This is a genomic window from Reyranella massiliensis 521 (genome assembly GCF_000312425.1).
In the GTDB taxonomy this organism is placed as follows: domain Bacteria; phylum Pseudomonadota; class Alphaproteobacteria; order Reyranellales; family Reyranellaceae; genus Reyranella; species Reyranella massiliensis.
Map to the genome: position 1 here is coordinate 3,427,682 of NZ_HE997181.1, position 17,368 is coordinate 3,445,049.

At 65.3% G+C, this 17,368-nt stretch carries 13 protein-coding genes; 6 read left to right on the top strand and 7 right to left on the bottom strand.

The genetic code is table 11. The features are described 5' to 3' along the window. The 4 genes from fdnG to BN60_RS16765 all read right to left on the bottom strand — a co-directional run bounded on the left by fdnG (window position 1) and on the right by BN60_RS16765 (window position 7,755). On the bottom strand, window positions 1–3,099 hold the full coding sequence (fdnG, locus tag BN60_RS16745; RefSeq protein WP_215905977.1) for a formate dehydrogenase-N subunit alpha: 3,099 nt from the start codon (window positions 3,097–3,099) through the stop codon (window positions 1–3). Between the two features lie 185 nt (window positions 3,100–3,284). Further along, window positions 3,285–4,526, bottom strand: coding sequence for a hypothetical protein (locus BN60_RS16755; RefSeq protein WP_020697258.1), 1,242 nt, complete (start codon window positions 4,524–4,526; stop codon window positions 3,285–3,287). Window positions 4,527–4,587: 61 nt separating this feature from the next. Then, window positions 4,588–6,885 carry a xanthine dehydrogenase family protein molybdopterin-binding subunit gene (locus BN60_RS16760; RefSeq protein WP_020697259.1) on the bottom strand — a complete coding sequence of 766 codons (2,298 nt, stop codon included), beginning with the start codon at window positions 6,883–6,885 and terminating at the stop codon, window positions 4,588–4,590. Between the two features lie 75 nt (window positions 6,886–6,960). Then, on the bottom strand, window positions 6,961–7,755 hold the full coding sequence (locus tag BN60_RS16765; protein WP_020697260.1) for a LamB/YcsF family protein: 795 nt from the start codon (window positions 7,753–7,755) through the stop codon (window positions 6,961–6,963). A 38-nt stretch (window positions 7,756–7,793) separates the two neighbouring features. On the opposite strand from BN60_RS16765, the gene pxpB reads away from it, so the two are divergent. Both pxpB and BN60_RS16775 read left to right on the top strand, forming a co-directional pair. Further along, entirely contained in the window at window positions 7,794–8,531 is a 738-nt protein-coding gene (gene pxpB, locus BN60_RS16770) for a 5-oxoprolinase subunit PxpB (RefSeq protein WP_020697261.1), read from the top strand. Then, window positions 8,528–9,586, top strand: coding sequence for a 5-oxoprolinase subunit C family protein (locus tag BN60_RS16775; RefSeq protein WP_020697262.1), 1,059 nt, complete (start codon window positions 8,528–8,530; stop codon window positions 9,584–9,586). Before pxpB ends, BN60_RS16775 begins: the two co-directional genes overlap by 4 nt. On the opposite strand, the gene BN60_RS16780 is transcribed toward BN60_RS16775, so the two are convergent. After that, window positions 9,565–9,918 carry a winged helix-turn-helix transcriptional regulator gene (locus BN60_RS16780; RefSeq protein ID WP_043285932.1) on the bottom strand — a complete coding sequence of 118 codons (354 nt, stop codon included), beginning with the start codon at window positions 9,916–9,918 and terminating at the stop codon, window positions 9,565–9,567. The two genes, BN60_RS16775 and BN60_RS16780, sit on opposite strands and share 22 nt — an antisense overlap. A 91-nt stretch (window positions 9,919–10,009) precedes the next feature. Here BN60_RS16780 and BN60_RS16785 point away from each other — a divergent pair, with 91 nt between their 5' ends. Together BN60_RS16785 and BN60_RS16790 are read left to right on the top strand one after the other, a co-directional pair. Next, on the top strand, window positions 10,010–10,402 hold the full coding sequence (locus BN60_RS16785; RefSeq protein WP_020697264.1) for a YybH family protein: 393 nt from the start codon (window positions 10,010–10,012) through the stop codon (window positions 10,400–10,402). Window positions 10,403–10,660: 258 nt separating this feature from the next. Beyond that, on the top strand, window positions 10,661–12,211 hold the full coding sequence (locus BN60_RS16790; protein ID WP_043285933.1) for an acyl-CoA carboxylase subunit beta: 1,551 nt from the start codon (window positions 10,661–10,663) through the stop codon (window positions 12,209–12,211). Between the two features lie 9 nt (window positions 12,212–12,220). Here the strand turns inward: BN60_RS16790 and BN60_RS16795 are convergent, their stop codons facing one another. Beyond that, the gene (locus BN60_RS16795; RefSeq protein ID WP_020697267.1) at window positions 12,221–13,570 is read right to left on the bottom strand and encodes a hypothetical protein; all 1,350 of its coding nucleotides are present in this window, start codon (window positions 13,568–13,570) and stop codon (window positions 12,221–12,223) included. A gap of 107 nt (window positions 13,571–13,677) precedes the next feature. Between BN60_RS16795 and BN60_RS16800 the strand changes: the two genes are divergently transcribed. Continuing rightward, a complete protein-coding gene (locus BN60_RS16800; RefSeq protein ID WP_020697268.1) occupies window positions 13,678–14,490 on the top strand; it encodes a class I SAM-dependent methyltransferase in 813 nt (270 codons plus the stop codon). On the opposite strand, the gene denD is transcribed toward BN60_RS16800, so the two are convergent. After that, window positions 14,487–15,488, bottom strand: coding sequence for a D-erythronate dehydrogenase (gene denD / locus BN60_RS16805; RefSeq protein WP_020697269.1), 1,002 nt, complete (start codon window positions 15,486–15,488; stop codon window positions 14,487–14,489). The two genes, BN60_RS16800 and denD, sit on opposite strands and share 4 nt — an antisense overlap. A 76-nt stretch (window positions 15,489–15,564) precedes the next feature. Between denD and BN60_RS16810 the strand changes: the two genes are divergently transcribed. Next, window positions 15,565–17,367: a cation:proton antiporter domain-containing protein gene (locus BN60_RS16810; RefSeq protein ID WP_020697270.1), complete on the top strand. Its 1,803-nt coding sequence runs from the start codon at window positions 15,565–15,567 to the stop codon at window positions 17,365–17,367. Window position 17,368 lies beyond the last annotated feature (1 nt).

Sequence of the window (17,368 nt, forward strand, 5' to 3'; positions counted from 1 at the left end):
CTAGGCGACCGCTGGCGACTGCGCCGGTGGCGTGGTTTTCTTCACGTCGACCAGGAACGCCTTGTATTCCGGCGTCTGGACGCTGGCGTCACCGACCGGCGGCGTCAGCACGTTCATGGGATGCGCCTTGCGGGTGAGACCGATGAACCCGTAGTGGATCGGGATGCCCAGCACGTCGCAGGGTTTGCCGTCGACCATGATCGGCCGCAGCCGCTTGGTGACGCAGGCCTTGGCCTTGATCGAGCCGCGCTGGCTCGTGACCTCGACCCAGTCGCCATCCTTGACGCCCTTTGCTGCAGCCAGCCGCTCGCCCATCTCGACGAACAGTTCGGGCTGCAGGACCGCGTTGGCGTGGGCGTTCTTGGTCCAGTAGTGGAAGTGCTCCGTGAGGCGGTAGCTGGTCGCCACGATCGGGAACTTGTCGGGCTTGCCGAACGCCTTCGCATCGGCCGCAAACACCCGGACGACCGGGTTGGTCGTCACCTTGGGGTGCAGCGGATTGGCGATGTAGGCATCCATCGGCTCATAGTGTTCGGGGAACGGTCCGTCGGGCATGGCGGTGCGTGCAAACAGGCGTGCCGTGCCTTCTGGGTTCATGATGAACGGGCCGACCGCCTTGTCCGGCGCCACGGTCGGCGCGTAGTCGGGCACGTCGGGGCCCGTCCAGCGCGAGCCGTTCCACCAGACATATTTCTTGCGCTCGCTCCACGGCTTGCCGCTGGGGTCGGCCGAGGCGCGGTTGTAGAGAACGCGGCGATTGGCCGGCCAGGCGAAGCCCCAGTTGGAAAACACCCCCTTGCCGGTCGGATCGCTCGCGTCGCGGCGCATCGACATGTTGCCGGCCTCGGTATAGACGCCGGTGTAGATCCAGCAGCCGCCCGAAGTCTTGCCGTCGTCGCGCATGACGCCGAAGTTCGGCAGGAGCTGGCCGGCGCGCAGCAGGAGCTTCGAGGGATCGGCCGGATCAGGCACGTCCTCGACGGCGTAACCGTTGATCTCCTTCAGCACCTCCGCCGGATCGGGGTTGCGCGGATTGGAATAGTTCCAGGTGAGATTCAGGATCGGGTCGGGAAACGCTCCGCCGTCCTTGGCGTATGCCGATTTCAGGCGATGGAAGAGATCGGACATGATCTCGATGTCGTTGCGGACCTCGCCCGGTCCTTCCGCCGCCTTCCAGTGCCACATGATCACGCGGCTGGAATTGGTGGCGCTGCCCTCGTCTTCGGCGAAGGTCGTCGTCGGCAGGACGATGACCTCGGTTTGGATCGCCTTGGGGTCGACGTTGTTGAACTCGCCGTGGTTCTCCCAGAAGCGCGCCGTCTCGGTTTCGAGCGGGTCGATGACGACCAGCCATTTGAGCTTGGAGAGACCCGCCTGCACCTTGGTCTTGTCCGGTGCGGCCATCATCAGGTTCAGGCCCTGGCAGAACAGGCCGGTCATCTGGCCCGCCGCCATCATGTCGACGATCTTGAGCGTGTCGTAACCGACGTCGAACTTGGGCAGATAGTCGTAAGCCCAGTCGTTGTCCTTGGTTGCCGCCGCGCCGAAGAAGCTCTTCTGCTGGCTGACGAAGAACTTCCCGTAGTTCTGCCAGAAGCTCGTCTGCCCCGGCCGGATCGGCTTGAAGACGCGCGACTTCATATAGTCGGCGTAGGTCGTTTCCTTCTCCGTCGGCAGCACGAGATAGCCCGGCGTCGAGGTCGAGAGCAGTGCCAGGTCGGTGATGCCCTGCACGTTGGAGTGCCCGCGCAACGCGTTCACGCCGCCGCCCGGCATGCCCATATTGCCCAGCAAGAGCTGGATCATGGCCATCGACCGGATGTTCTGGGCGCCGGTCGTGTGCTGCGTCCAGCCCAGCGCATACATCGACGTCATCGTGCGATCGGACGTCGAGGTCGTACCGATCATCTCGCAGATCTTCAGGAACTTGTCCTTCGGCGTGCCGCAGATGCGCTCGACCATCTCGGGCGTGTAGCGCTCGACATGGGCCTTCAGCAGATTGATGACGCAACGCGGGTCCTGCAGGGTCTCGTCGACCTTGGCCATACCCTGCTCGTCGAACTCGTAGTCCCAGCCCGAGCGATCGACATAGGCCTTGCGGTCCGCGTCGAAGCCCGAGAACAGCCCGTCCTCGAACTTGAAGCCCGGCTTCACGAGATAGGAGGCGTTGGTATAGGCCTTGGTGTATTCCTGCTGGATCTTGTTGTTACCCAGCAGGTAACGCATCACACCCGACAGGAAAGCGATATCGGTCCCGGGGCGGATCGGCGCATAGACATCGGCCACTGCCGCCGTGCGCGTGAACCGCGGATCGACCACGATCAGCTTGGCGCCGTTGTTGGCCTTGGCCTCGACCACCCATTTGAAACCGCAGGGGTGAGCTTCAGCGGCGTTGCCGCCCATGACCAGAACGAGATCAGTGTTCTTGATATCGTTCCACGAGTTCGTCATCGCGCCACGTCCGAATGTGGGGCCAAGACTGGCCACCGTCGGGCCGTGTCATATTCGGGCCTGGTCTTCTAACCCCAGTATCCCCGTCGCACGCACGAGCTTGTAGGTGAGGTAGCCCGCCTCGTTGCTTTGCGACGAGGTGCCGAAGAAGCCGGTCGTCAGCCAGCGGTTGACCGTGACGCCGTCGCGGTTCTTGGCGACGAAGTTCTTGTCGCGGTCTTCCTTCATGAGCTTGGCGACGCGATCCATCGCGGCATCCCAGGAGATGCGCTCGAACTTGTCCGAGCCCGGCTTGCGCACCATGGGATATTTGAGACGGTTCGGGCTGCGCACGAAGTCGAGCGCCGCCGCGCCGCGCGGGCAGAGCGTGCCGCGATTCACCGGATGATCCGGGTCGCCTTCGATGTGAATGATTTCAGAGCGTGCGTTCTTCGAGCGATCGCCCATCGTGTAGATCAGGACACCGCAGGCCACGGCGCAGTAGGGACAAGCGTTGCGGGTTTCGGTCGCCCGCTCCAGCTTGAAGGGCCGGACGCCGGCGGCCAATGCCTCGCCTGCTCCCGTGAAACCAAGTGCGCCAACCGAGGAGGCGGCGAGGCCGGCGGCGCTCACCTTCATGAATTGCCGACGTGTGACGGCCATGAGCAGCTCCATCCCTAATCGGCGCTTATTGGCACTGGGTGCCTTTTATCTACGCGCCGTATCGGATAGTGAAACGCTGCAGTGCTAGAGAATCAATGGAAATACGTTCACAATCGTCAAATTCCGGAGAGCCGATGGGTAACCCCTTCGGCTTCGCACCTGCACAATAATTCCCACGGCTTTCTTGCCGCTCAAGGCTTCTTCTGAAGCCCCCAGGTCTCCGCAAGCAACTCGCCTATCCGCGCTGCGAGTATCCGGTTGCCGAGGCTTTCGCCATCTTCGGACCGCACAACGTGGATATGGTCGGCGTAGATCGTGCCTTTCTGGTCGGCGAACACATCCGCCAGGTTGTAGATCGGCAGGCCGCGCTCACGCAGCGTCATCATGCCTGCCGTCATCCGGGCATAGATGTCACGATAGCCCAGATCGCCGACGACCCGCTTCTCTTCCTCGGTCAACACCTTGCCGATGGCCGGCGCCGGCTGCAGGAAGAAGGCCGACTTCACGTTGTTGTCGCGCGCCACGGCCTCGGTCGCCCGCCAGTACTTCTGGAACAGGCCGAGCTGAACCTCGAAAGCCTTCGGAATGTTGGTCCGAATATCGTTGGGCATATGGAAGATGCTGTTCAGCGTCGTCTTCTTGCTCGACTTGAAGATGTCCTTGCCCTTGGCCGCCTGCTCGATGCCGCGCACGACCATGTAGGCGGCGTGCGAACGACCGAGGATTGGATTGAGGGCAAGGGAGCCGGCGATGCGGCCCATCACCCAGCCGATCGCAGCATCGCCGAAATTCTCGTCGGCCACGAACGGATTGACGTCGATGAAGTTGCTGAGCGGGCGCTCCAGACGCTCCTCGGCACCAGGCCAGAAGAAGTAATGCTCGTTGAAGCCGCCCAGCACGGCCACGGCATCGACCGAAGACGCATAGAGCGAGAACAAGATGAAGGGCTGCGGTTCCTTCCAGGCACCGTCACCGCCATTCAGCACCAGGAACGGCTTGCCGTTGGGGCTGACGTACTTCTTGTTCAGCTCTTCTTCGAGATAGCGCGGTGCCGGCGGCTTTCCGTTCTGCCCGAGCTGCGAGGCCACCGAGCCGCCGGTCAGAAGTACGACGTAGCGGTCGGTAGGCTTGACCGTAGGATAGTCCGGGCCAAAGAGGCCGACATTGTTGACCCACGGCTGGCCGCAAGGCGGGTTCGCGTGGTGGACGAACCCGACATAGGGATGGGGAAACAGCGTATCGACGTAGCGACAGGACGTACCCTTGGTGGCGTCGCGCACGTAGGTGTTCTGCGTGCGCTCGAACAGCTCCGCCGCCGGGGTGTAACGGCCGTCCTCGACATAGAGCCACGCAATTGCCGTAACTTCGAGGACGGCAAGCGCGAAGACGATGCCGATGAGGGTGGTTATCCAACCAAAGATACGCTGCTTCATCCTTTTGCCGTCGGTTTCTAGATTACCGCCCCGTCACTTCTTGCCAGTCGCTTCTCGTCAGTCACTTCTTGGCGTTCTGAATTGCCTGCCAGACACGATGCGGGCTGGCCGGCATCTCGATGTTGCGCACGCCGAGCGGCCACAGGGCATCCATGATCGCGTTCATCACCGTGGGCGTCGAACCCACAGTTCCCGACTCGCCGACACCCTTGGCACCGACCGGATTGGTCTTGGCCGGCACACTGTCGTCCAGCGTGTTGCTGAAGGTCGGGAAGGTGTCGGCGCGCGGCATGGCGTAGTCCATGAACGAGCCCGTGATGAGCTGACCAGTCTCGCGGTCGTAGACGTTTTCTTCGAGCAGCGCCTGGCCGATGCCCTGGGCGCAGCCGCCGTGGATCTGGCCGAAGACGATCGGACGGTGCAGCGGCTTGCCCACGTCGTCGACCGTTGTGTAGCGCTTCAGCTCGACCCGGCCGGTATCGGGATCGATCTCGACCTCGCCGACATGCGCGCCGTTCGGCCAGGCGATGCCGTCGACCGTGTTCACATTCTCGATGAAGATGCGCTTGTCGGGCTGGCGGGCTGCCAGCTCGCCGAGGCCAATGGCGCGGTCGGTGCCGGCGATGGTGAAGCGGCCCGCGGCATAGACGATGTCGGCCGTGGCGGCCTCCAGCGCATCGGCCGCCAGTTCCTTGCCCTTGTCGACCAGCTTCTCGCTGCCCGTCAGCACGGCCGAGCCGCCGATATAGGCCGAGCGCGAGCCCATCGAGCCGACGCCGCCGACGCGGTCGGAATCGCCCATGGCGATCTCGATCTGGGACGGGTCGATGCCCAGCAGTTCCGAGGCGAGCTGGGTGAAGCTGGTCTGAAGGCCCTGCCCCATGCCCTGGGTGCCCATCCAGATCGTGACCTTGCCGTCTTCCTTGACCTCGTAATGCGCCATCTCGTTCATGACGTTGGCCGAGGTCCATTCGACGTAGGAGGCTAGGCCACGGCCGTAGAGCTTGCCGCGCTTCTCGGCCTCGGCCTTGCGGGCCTCGAAGCCCTTCCAGTCGGAGGCTTCCAGCGTCTTGGTCAGGAACAGATCGAAATCGCCGGAGTCGTACTTCTCGCCCATCGCCGTCGTGTAGGGCATCTGCGAGGGCTTCACGAAGTTGCGCCGCCGCAGCTCGGCCGGATCCATGCCGATCTGGCGTGCGGCCGTGTCCATTAGGCGCTCGAGGTTCAGGATGCACTCGGGCCGGCCGGCGCCGCGATAGGCACCGATGGTCGCCGAGTTGGTGATCACGGCGTTGAGCTTCAGGTCGACGACGGGGATGTCGTAGGTGCCGGTCGTCACCTTGGGGCCGACGAACAGCGGGATCACCACGCCGGCGCGTGCCGGGTAGGCGCCGATATTGGCGAAGGCTTCCATGCGCAGCGCCAGGATGCGGCCATCCTTGTCCAGGGCCAGCGAGGCCTTGTGGAGCTGGTCACGGCCGGCCGTCGTCGCCGCGAACTCCTCGCTGCGCTCGGCCCGCCATTTCACCGGGCGCTTCAGCACCTTGGCCGCCCACACGGCCACGGACTCGTCGGGCTGGATGCCGACCTTCATGCCGAAGCCGCCGCCGATGTCGCGCACCAGCACGCGGATCTTGTCCTTCGGCATTTTGAGGATGACGTCGGCCAGCGTGTCGCGCGTCACCGAGGGATTCTGGCTGCCAATATGGACGATCAGGCGATCGCCCTCCCATTCCGCCATGACGGCGCGCGGCTCCATCGCGTTCACGATCAGCCGCTGGTGCATGATATCGAGCGAGATGACGTGCGCCGCCGCCTTGAAGGCTTTGTCGGCCTTGGCGGCGTCGCCGAAGCGGTTGAAGCCGACCAGGTTGCCGGGCGCGCCCTGCCACACCTGCGGCGCGCCGGGCTTCAGCGCGTCCTCGATGGTCGAGACCGAGGGCAGAGGATCGTAGTCGATTTCGACCAGCTCGACGGCATCCTGCGCCTGGCCATGGGTCTCAGCCACGATCGCCACCACCGCTTCGCCGACATAGCGCACGACCTCGTGCGCCAGTGACCGGCGCGGCGTCATCTCGGGCTTGCTGCCGTCGGCATTGGGAAACATCGCGGGGAAGGAAAAATCACCCACGCCTTCCTTGGCCATGTCATCCCAAGTGTAGACCGCGATCACGCCCGGCGCCTTCTTGGCCTCGGCGGTGTCGATCCGGGTGATTTTTGCATGGGCATGCGGAGAACGGACCAGCACCACATGGGCCTGATTCGCACGGACGAGATTGTCGGTGAAACCACCGGTTCCGGTCAGCAACCGGTCGTCTTCTACACGCTTGATGTACTGAGCCTTGCCGAACACCGCCATACGCCGCTCCTGTCGCTCTCCGCCCCTGGGTCGGGGCGGACTATAGCGGCGAGGTTGCGCCCGACAAGCGCGTCCTCAATGCCTCAGGCTGGGCATTTCCGGCAGGGTCACGATGCGGATGCCGGCCGTCTCCAGACCCTCGCGGACGGCTTTCGAGACCGTCACAGCGGTCGGGCCGTCGCCATGGACGCAGATCGAATCGACCTGGCAGGGGATGCGCTTGCCCGAGGTCGAGTAGATCGCCTGCTCGTCGACCATGCGGCGGACATGGGCCACCGCCTGGGCAGGGTCCTTGATCATGGCATTGGCTTCCTTGCGCGGCGTCAGGAAGCCGGCGTCGGTGTAGGTCCGGTCGGCGAAGACCTCTTCGGCGACCCGCAGCCCCAGCTTGCGCGCCGCCTTGCCCTGCTCGGTATTCGCCTGGGCCAGGAAGATAAGATCGCGGTCGACCGCCTTGGTGGCACGGGCGATGGCCTCCGACATCTCGGCGCTCTCCGCCGACATGTTGCCCATCATGCCGTGCGGCTTGATGTGCGTGACCTTCATGCCGTGCAGCGCCGAAATCGCCTGCAGCGCGCCCAGCTGGTAGGCGATGTTCGCCTCCAGCTCCTTGACCGTGAGGTTGATCACCCGCCGCCCGAACCCTTGCAGGTCGGCGAAGCCGGGATGGGCCCCGACCGAGACGCCGTTGGCGGCGCAGAGCTTCACCGTGTCCATCATCACGGTGGGGTCGCTGGCGTGGAAGCCGCAGGCGACATTGGCCGACTTCACGATTTTCAGGACTTCGACGTCGTTGCCCATCACCCAGGGACCGAAGCTCTCGCCGAGGTCGGAGTTGATGTTCACGTGTCCGGCGTTGGTGGCGGCCATGGGAGACTCCTCAGATCGAAGCCGTTATCCTAGCAGATGTGAGCGTACGGTATTTATCCTGCGGTGACACCGCCTTCACTGTCGAATTCGGCAACGAGATCTCTCCGGAGATCAACGGACGTGTGATGGCGTTGCATACCGCCATCGTGCAGGCGCGAGACGCCGGCGAGATCACCGGGGTCGTCGAGACGGTGCCGACCATGCGGTCCCTCATGGTGACCTACGATCCGCTGGCGACGTCGCGCGCCGAGCTGCAGCCACAGGTCGACGCGCTGGTTGCCCGCGGCTTGCCCGCCGGCATGAAGAGCCGTCAGGTTACGGTCCCCTGCTGTTACGACGATCCCGAGTTTGCGCCCGACCTCGCGGAGGTGGCGGCGCGCACCAGGAAGACGCCTGACCAGGTGATTGCCGATCACCTTGCCTCGCCCTTCAAGGTCTATGTGCTGGGGTTCATGCCCGGGCTGGCCTATGTCGCGGGGCTCGACCCCTCCCTCTTCCTGCCGCGCCGGTCGCAGCCGCGCGTGCGCGTGCCACGCTCCTCCGTGGCCATCGCCATGGACATGACCACGATCTACCCCTTTGAAAGCCCCGGCGGCTGGCACCTGATCGGCCGCACGCCGCTCTGGATGTTCGACAAGCGCCGCGATCAGCCGGTCTTCCTGGCGCCGGGCGATTCGCTTTCCTTCCAGCGCATCGACCGCAAGACCTACGATCGGATCGCCCGGGAGGTCGAGGTCGGCTCCTTCGACTGGTCGACCTTGGTGAAAAGCAAATGACCGCCGCTCTGAAAGTGGTGCGTGCCGGCCTGTTCGACACCCTGCAGGACCTGGGCCGCATAGGCTTCATGGCGCTGGGCATGCCAACCGCCGGTGCCATGGACCGGATCGGGCTCTCGCTTGCCAATGCCCTGGCCGGCAATCCCGCCTCCAGCGCAGGACTGGAGATCGGCGTCATGGGCCCCGACCTGCTGGTCGAAGCCGACAGCGTGCGCGTGGCGCTGTTCGGGCCTCTATCGCCCTCTCTGATCGAAGGCCACGATGCGCCGCCGAAGCCGCTGGAAAGCGATCGCAGCCATCTCCTGAAGCGTGGCCAGATCCTGCGTGTCGGCATGGTCGAGGGGTCGAGCACGGCCTATCTCACGGTGGCCGGCGGCTTCGCATTGCCGCCTTTCATGGGCAGCCTCTCGACCTATTCGCGCGCCGGCATCGGCGGTTTCGAGGGTCGCAAGCTCGCGGCCGGCGACGCCTTGCCGCTCGCCCGCGAGACTGCACCGGGCGGCGACGAGCGCAAGCTTGGACAGGCCTTCGACTACGGCAGCGGCCCGATCCGTGTGGTGTGGGGTCCGCAGGAAGATTATTTCTCCGAGGCCGGCCGGCGGATCTTCGTCGAAGCCGAGTATCGCGTTTCCAAGGAAGCGGACCGCATGGGCATCCGCTTCGAAGGTCCGGTGATCGAGCATGCCGTCGCCGTCGACAAGGGCGGCGCCGACATCATCTCCGACGGCATCGGCCCCGGGGCGATCCAGGTGCCGGGCGCCGGCCTGCCGATCGTGTTGCTGGCCGACCGTCAGACCGTCGGCGGCTATCCCAAGATCGCCACCGTGGCCTCGGTCGACCTGCCGCGGCTCGGCCGTCTGCTGCCGGGCCAGGCCGTCCACTTCGCCGCCGTCACCGTCGAGGAGGCCGAGAAGCTGCGGCGCGACCAGGAAGCGCGCTTGCAGCGCGCCGTCGCCGGCCTCGTCGTCGCTCGCCCGGCCGGCGGCATCGACCTCGTGAAGCTCTATGAAGAGAACCTGATCGGCGGCGTCGTCTACGACCGGCTCTCGGACTGATCGTTCCGGCGCGACCACATTTCAAGCCGGTCGAGAATAGAGACCAGTTCCTTGCCTGCAGGTGACAGCGCATAGGTCACGCCGCGCGGGAAGGTAGCGACTGGCGAACGTCGAATCAGGCGGCGCTCCTCCAGGCCGCTCAGCCGCTCCGACAGCACCTTTGGCGCAATGCCCGGCAGGAGCGCTGCCAGCTCACCGTGCCGCTTCGCGCCTCCCTGCAGGTGCCAGAGAACCAGCGCATTCCATCGGTGACCGAGAAAGGCGAGCCACGCCTCCACCGGACATTCGACGGGCCGACGCCGCGCCGGCCGGTCGAGGGGCACTCTCGTCATCGCCGCTCCGGCTGCCATGCGCGCAGTCCTTCCCGTTTGGTTAGCTTCGATCGGACGTGGTTACTCATGGCTCGACCAGCAAGGAGCCGTCATGACCGTCACCGACCCGCGCCAGATGAACGAAGCCTTCGCCCACGCCTTCAACAGCCGCAGCGTAGGCACGCTGCTCGCCTTCTACGAGCCCGCCGCCGTCCTCCGCATCGACAGCAGCGACAGGGACCTGATCGGGCTGGACGCGATTGCCGGCGAATTGCGGCAACTGCTGCAGATGCCCGGCACGATGACATCGAAGAACAATTTCTGCGTCGTGCAGGGCGACCTCGCCCTACTGCGTGCCGATTGGGAGATTGTCGATGCCACTGGAACGATCATCGTCTCCGGCAGCTCTGCCGAACTCGTGCGCCGACAGCGGGACGGGCGCTGGCTCTACGTCATCGACCATGCAGCCGGCGCCGGCCTGCCGCGCGTCCCCTCGACGTCCTGACGCCCATAGCCGGCACAACCCGCGACGGTCTTCAAACTCCTCGCCTTCCCGACGGAACAGTCAACGGCCCTCGCACACCGACATCGTGTGCCATCCTGTCGGCAAGCCGGCCGCAAGCGTCGACCTGCCGGTGGCGATCTTGCCGCGGCGCGTTTCGTCCATCGGCCCGGCGAGCCTGCAAAAGCTGCTTTCACCATAGCGACCGACCGGCACCGTTTGCTACGAACATTGGAACGACACACGAAGGGAATGCAGGACATGAGCTGGCAACCCGAAATGGACGAGCTGCGGCGGCGTCAGGAAATGACGAAGCGCATGGGCGGAGCCGACAAGGTGAAGCGCCAGCACGATGGCGGCCGCCTCACCGTGCGCGAGCGCATCGACCGGCTGGTCGACGATGGCTCCTTCCGCGAGATCGGCAGCATCGCCGGCAAGGCCGAATATGACGGACGCAACGACCTCGTCGACCTGATGCCCGCCAATGCCGTCATGGGCCGCGCCCGCATCGACGGCCGCCCGGTCGCCGTCACCGGCGACGACTTCACCGTGCGCGGCGGCTCGGCCGACGCCACGATCAAGGAAAAGGACATCTTCATCGAGCGCTTCGCCAACCAGTATCGTGTGCCGCTGGTGCGCATGATCGAAGGGTCGGGCGGCGGAGGGTCGGTGAAGACCATCGAGACCACGGGCCGCGCCAACGTGCCGGGCGTCCGCGGCTGGGAATGGGTTGTGCAGAATATGGGCACGGTGCCGACGGTCGGGCTCGGCCTGGGTTCCGTTGCCGGCCTCGGCGCCGCGCGGCTGGCCGCCACGCACTACTCGGTGATGGTGAAGGAAATCTCGGCGATGTTTGTCGCCGGGCCGCCGGTAGTAAATAGACTGAGCCCCAAGCAGTTTGACAAGCAGGATCTGGGCGGCTGGGAGATCCAGCTGCGCGCCGGCGCCATCGATGAGGCCGCCGACAGCGAGGACGAGGCCTTCGCCTTCGCCCGCCGCTTCCTGTCCTACATGCCCTCCTCGGTCTACGAGACGGCGGCCCGCGGGCCGCAGACCGACGATCCCAAGCGTCGCGAGGAATCGCTGTTCGAGGCCATCCCGCGCGACGTCCGCAAGGTCTATCGCATCCGCCCGATCGTCGAGAAGATCGTTGACCAGGGCAGCTTCTTCGAGATGGGCAAGCTCTACGGCCGCTCCGTCGTCACCGCGCTGGCGCGCATCGACGGTTGGCCGGTCGCGGTGATGGCGAGCGATCCGATGTTCTACGGCGGCGGCTGGACGGCCGATGCCTGCCAGAAGGTCGCGCGCTTCGTCGATCTCGCCGAGACCTTCCATCTGCCGGTCGTCTATTTCTGCGATTGTCCGGGCTTCCTGATCGGCCTCGAAGCCGAGAAGAGCGGCGTCATCCGACAGGGCGTGCGCACCATGTCGGCGATGTTCCAGTCGACCGTGCCGTGGTGCACCTTCATCATCCGCAACGCTTTCGGCGTGGCGGGCGCGGCCCATCAGAACGGCTCGCGGCTCAACTGGCGCTATGCTTGGCCGTCGGGTCGCTGGGGCTCGCTGCCGCTCGAAGGCGGCATCGAGGCCGCCTATCGCGCCGATCTCGACGCGGCCCCCGACCGCAAGGCCAAGATGGAGGAAATCGAGGACCGGCTGAACAAGCTGCGGTCTCCGTTCCGCAGCGCCGAGACTTTCTGGATCGAGGAGATCATCGACCCGCGCGACACCCGCCAGGTGCTGTGCGAGTTCGTCGAACTGGCCGCGCCGGTACGCGGGTCGGGCCGCTCCTCCATGTGGATGCGGCCTTAGCGCGACGCCTCAGTCGCGCCAGACGAAGGGGCCGAGCGGATAGGGCTCGGCCGGCGGGAACGGCTGCCAGCCCTCGAAATCCTTCGGCGGCGCGATGATGCCGTCGCCGCGCTTGGAGCGCAGCACGAGGCTCTGGCTGGGCAGGATCCATGGCTCGACCAGCATCTCCAGCGGCCGTTTGGCAAGCGGCGTGTTCTCGTAGGCGATGACCCCATTCTGCTGGCGCACGATCGTCTGGACGGTCTGGAGATAGTTGCGCCATTCCAAAGTGAGGAACATGTCGGACGGCACCATGGCCAGCACCATCAGCCAGCCGAAGGTCATCAACCGCCGCGCCGCCATCGGCTGCCGCAGCTGCCGGAACACCGCGATCCTGTCGGCCAGTGGCGACTTGTAGATCCAGATGAGCACAGCGACGGTCGCGACCACGAGGCCGGCAATGCTGCGCGCCACGTACTGCGACTTGGCGTGTGGCCGCACCAGCGTGTCGGTCAGCGACAGCAGCGGCGAGACGACCAGCACAGCCAGGAAGAAGCCGGCGAACAGATAAGGCCTCGGCGTGGCCAGATCGGCTGGACGGACGATCGCCCAGACGACGATCACGAGCGCCGCCAGCAAGGTCAGATCGAACTGCACGTTCTGCCAGGCATTGAGGACGGTCGCCGCCGTCTTGCTGAGATGCTCCTGAGAGAACGGATGGATCAGCGAGTCGGCAGCCACCACCATGCCGCCCAGGAACAGCAAGACGGCAAGGACATGCAGCGTGGTCGCGAACCACGGCCGTTCCTGGGCGCGGTACACGCACCAGGCGATCATCAGGGCGACCAGCGGGCCGCAATAGATCATCACCTCGTAGGTCCGAAAGCTCAGGACACCGGCTGCAACGAGAAACGCGCCGTCGGTGACGGTCAGCCGTTCTGCCGTCATCAGTCTCGCCGTGACGGCAACGACGACTGCAAACGCAGTGTTGTATTCGCCGACGATGAAGAACGACGTCGTCATGAACACGATGCCGATCACGGCCAGGACGGCGGCCAGCAGGACTGGGTCGTGCCGCACCCGCGTCAGGGCGACGTGATAGAAGGCCGTCGGCAGCGCCAGCAGGCCGAGCGACAGGAGCTTGGCTAACAAATGGAGGTCCGTGACCCCCAGAAAGAGCGCGATGATGGCGGGAAACTGCCCCAGCACCATGGCGTAAAGCCGCGGTCCGTAGAAATCGAAGAACCATTCGCGGCGGGCAATCTGCACGAGGAATGCCGATCCGTCGACGAACAGGCCCCGGCTCTCCCAGCTATGCCAGAGCACCAGGATCCAGAGCAGACCGACAGTGGTCCTGTACGCGATTGTAGTTGTTGGCATTTTCCGGTGTTGGCGGCTCTACCGGACGGTTGCCGCAGGTGCAAGCGCTGACGGCTTGCGGCATCGTGAGGGCGCTGTTAGCAAGGCGCCGCACACGAGGACCGACGATGCTCAATTGGGAGAAAATCGACGCGATTCCGGGCTGGTTCATGTTCCAGTCCTATTGCGTCTGGCGCGCCCTGCTCGATCAGCAGGCCGGCACGACCGGCGACCTGTTCGAAATCGGCGTGTGGCGCGGCCGTTCGGCGTCGGTCCTGGCCGCTTACCGAAAGGGCAACGAGAAGCTCTATCTCTGCGACCTCAGGCTCGACGAGCCGGCGGTGCACCGCTCGATCGAGTCGGTCGGAGCAAAGCCCGCGAACATCGTGCCGCTCTCCGGTCCCTCGGCCGACCTGCCGGCGAAGCTCGATCTGCAGGCGATGCACCAGACGGTGCGCTGGTTCCATATCGACGGCGAGCACACCGGCACGGCGGTCTACCGCGAACTCGAATTCGCCAACCGCATCGTCAACACCGACGGCATCGTCGTAATCGACGACTTCTTCTCGCCGCGCTATCCGGCCAACACCACGGAAGTGATCCGCTACCTCGAGAAGAACCCCTTTCACTTCCGCCTGCTCGCCGTCGGCTTCAACAAGGGCTATCTCTGCCGCCCCGAGAGCCTGCCGCGCTATATGGACTTCATGGCCTCGGGCATGTCGCGCGCCCTCTCGGGCTACGGCGCCAAGACCACGATCTTCAAAACGACCGGACCATGGGATACCGACGCGGTCGGCATCACCGACTTCGTCGACGATGCCGGCGCCATCGCCGGCCCGGACAACGAGCCGCAACGCTGGCACATGATGCGGACCCGCCACGTCTGGGGGCCCCTGCGTCACCTGCAGAATGGCTGGCGGATGCTGCGCGCCAGGAACTAGGCCGGCTTCGCGATCTTCATCTGCTCCTCGAGGTCGTCGGCGATGAAGTTGCGCACGACCTCGTCGAGATCCTTGTCGGTCTCGAAGCCGAGCTTGCGCGAGCGCGCCGAGTCGATGCCCTGGGGCCAGCCGTCGCAGATCTTCTGAATCGCCGGATCGTGCTGCCACGTCACCTTGCCGACCTTGCGGTTGCCGGCATGGCGGCCGACCGCCTGTTCGAGCTCCTTGGCCGTGACGTTGATACCGTTCAGCAGCAGGGTGCGACCGGGACCAAAGGCGTCGGGCGGGAGATCGTGCAGGCGCATGAAGGCATCCACCGTCTTGCGCGGACTCAGAACCACCATGACCGTCTCGGGCGTCACCGGGCAGACCACATCGACGCCCGTCAGGGGCTCGCGCACGACCGAGCTTGCCCAGGTCGAAGCCGCCTTGTTGGGCAGGCCGGTACGCACACAAATGGTCGGCAGCCGCACCGAAGTGCCGCGCAGGAATCCCTTGCGGGTATAGTCGCGCACCAAAAACTCGCCGATCGACTTCTGTGCCCCGTACGAAGTCTGCGGCGTCAGCGGCGTGTCGTCGGTGACCGCGGGGGGCAGGTCACCGCCAAAGGCCGCCAGTGAACTCGTGAAGACGACGCGCGGGTTGGTTCCGAGCGCACGGCAGGCCTCGAGCACGTTGCGCGTGCCGTCGAGATTGACCCGGTAGCCGAGGTCGAAATCGGCTTCGGCGCCGGCGCTGACGACTGCGGCAAAATGGAACACGGTTGCTGCACCCTGCATGATCGACTGCACCGTGGCGAAATTCGAGATGTCGCCGTCCAGCGCCTTGACGCGGGGGTCGTCGAGATCGGGTCCGCTCGCCTTCGCAACGTCGAACAGCAGCAGCTCGCTCACCTTCTCGGGTCGACCCGAAGGGCCTGCCATCTCGCCCTGCTGCAGGATTCGCCGGGCCAGCTTCTTACCGAGGAAGCCTGCGCCGCCGGTGATTACCACCTTCATGTCGTTTCATCCCGATGTCGATCTCAGTCGAGGAAAGTGTGCACAGATCGCGACGCGCAGTCTATGTTTGCGGGCAATGGCAGGGCCCAGTGAAATCTTCGCGTTCAAGGATGCGCTCATCATCCTGGGCACCGCAGCCGTCGTGGCGCCGGTCGTTCAACGTCTCAAAATCAGCCCCGTTCTCGGATTTCTGGTTGTCGGCGCGGCGCTCGGCCCTTTCGGGCTCGGCCGGCTGGCCGAACATTCCCGCGCAATTGCCTGGCTAACGGTGACCGGCGAACGGCAAATCGCCTTCATCGCCGACCTCGGCATCGTCTTCCTGCTCTTCTTCATCGGCCTCGAGCTTTCGATGCGCCGTCTGACCACCATGCGCCGACTGGTGTTCGGCCTGGGTGGTCTGCAGTGCTTCATCTCGACCCTGGCCATCAGCCTGGTCGCCCTGTGGCTCGGCCAACCGCCGGACGCCGCCCTGATCATCGGCGCCTGCCTCGCGCTCTCCTCGACGGCGATCGTAATGGAGCTGTTGTCCGGGCAACGACGCATGATGTCGACCACCGGCCGAACGAGCTTCGCCATCCTGCTGGCTCAGGACCTCGCGGTCGTGCCGCTCCTGTTCCTGATCAGTGCATTGGGAGGCCATTCAGAGGGCAACGTCGTCCAGGGCATCGTCATTGCGCTGTTCGAGGCGGTCGTGGCCATCGGGATCATCACTCTGGTCGGACGGGTAATTCTGAAACCCCTGTTTCGGCTTGCTGCCTCGACGGACAATCCGGAATTCTTCATGGCGGCGACCCTGCTGATCGCCGTCGGCTCGGGCGTGATCGCGGCCTATGCCGGCCTGTCGATGGCGCTCGGTGCCTTCATCGCCGGGCTTCTCCTGGCCGAGACGGAGTATCGCCGCGCCGTCGAGGCGATGATCGACCCCTTTCGCGGCCTGCTGCTTGGCGTCTTCTTCTTCTCGGTCGGCATGCACATCGACCTGAGCTTCATCTGGCGCGAGCCGCTTCTCGTGGTTGGTGGCTTCGTAGCCATGATGGTGGCCAAGTCGGTCCTGCTGGCGCCGCTCTGCCGTTTGTTCGGCGTCCCTTGGGCGGCGAGCGTGGAAACCAGCCTGCTGCTGGCTCCCGGCGGCGAGTTCGCCTTCATTGGCATCGGGCTCGCCACGACCTACGGACTGATCGACAGCGGCGTGTCGGCCGGCGTCCTGGCCGTCGTGTCGCTGACCATGGGCACCCTGCCTTTCGTTTCCCTGTTCGCGCGCCGCGCCGCCCAGCGTGTCGCCGACGGAATCGCCAGCGAAGCGCCCGCGACCGCGCTACCGCCGGACGATCATGCCAAGCGTGTGATCGTCGTGGGCCATGGCCGGGTCGGACAGCTCGTCTGCGACATGCTCGACAAGCACGAGATCGCCTATGTCGCCGCCGACCGCGACGCGCCGCGGGTCGAGCGTTGGCGCAAGCTCGGCCGCCCCGTCTATTTCGGTGACGCCTCCAATCCGCTCTTCCTGCAGCGCTGCGGCATCGACGAGGCGACGGGCGTGATCGTCACCATCGATACCGCCGCCGTCGACGACGTGGTCCGTGCCGTCCGCACGCGTCGCCCCGACGTGATGATCGTAGCGCGCGCCCACGACGCCCAGCACGCCCGGCATCTCTACACGCTGGCCGTCACCGACACGGTGCCCGAGACCATCGAAGCCAGCCTGCAGCTGGCGGAATCGGCCCTGGTCGGTCTCGGCGTGCCGATGGGCCTGGTCATCGCTTCCATCCACGAGCGCCGCGAGCTGGTGAGGCATGAGTTGCAGGCGGCGGCCGGCGGCACCGCCTCGATGACCGAACAGATCCGGCGCGCCCGGCGCGACAGGACCGCCAAGCCGTGAG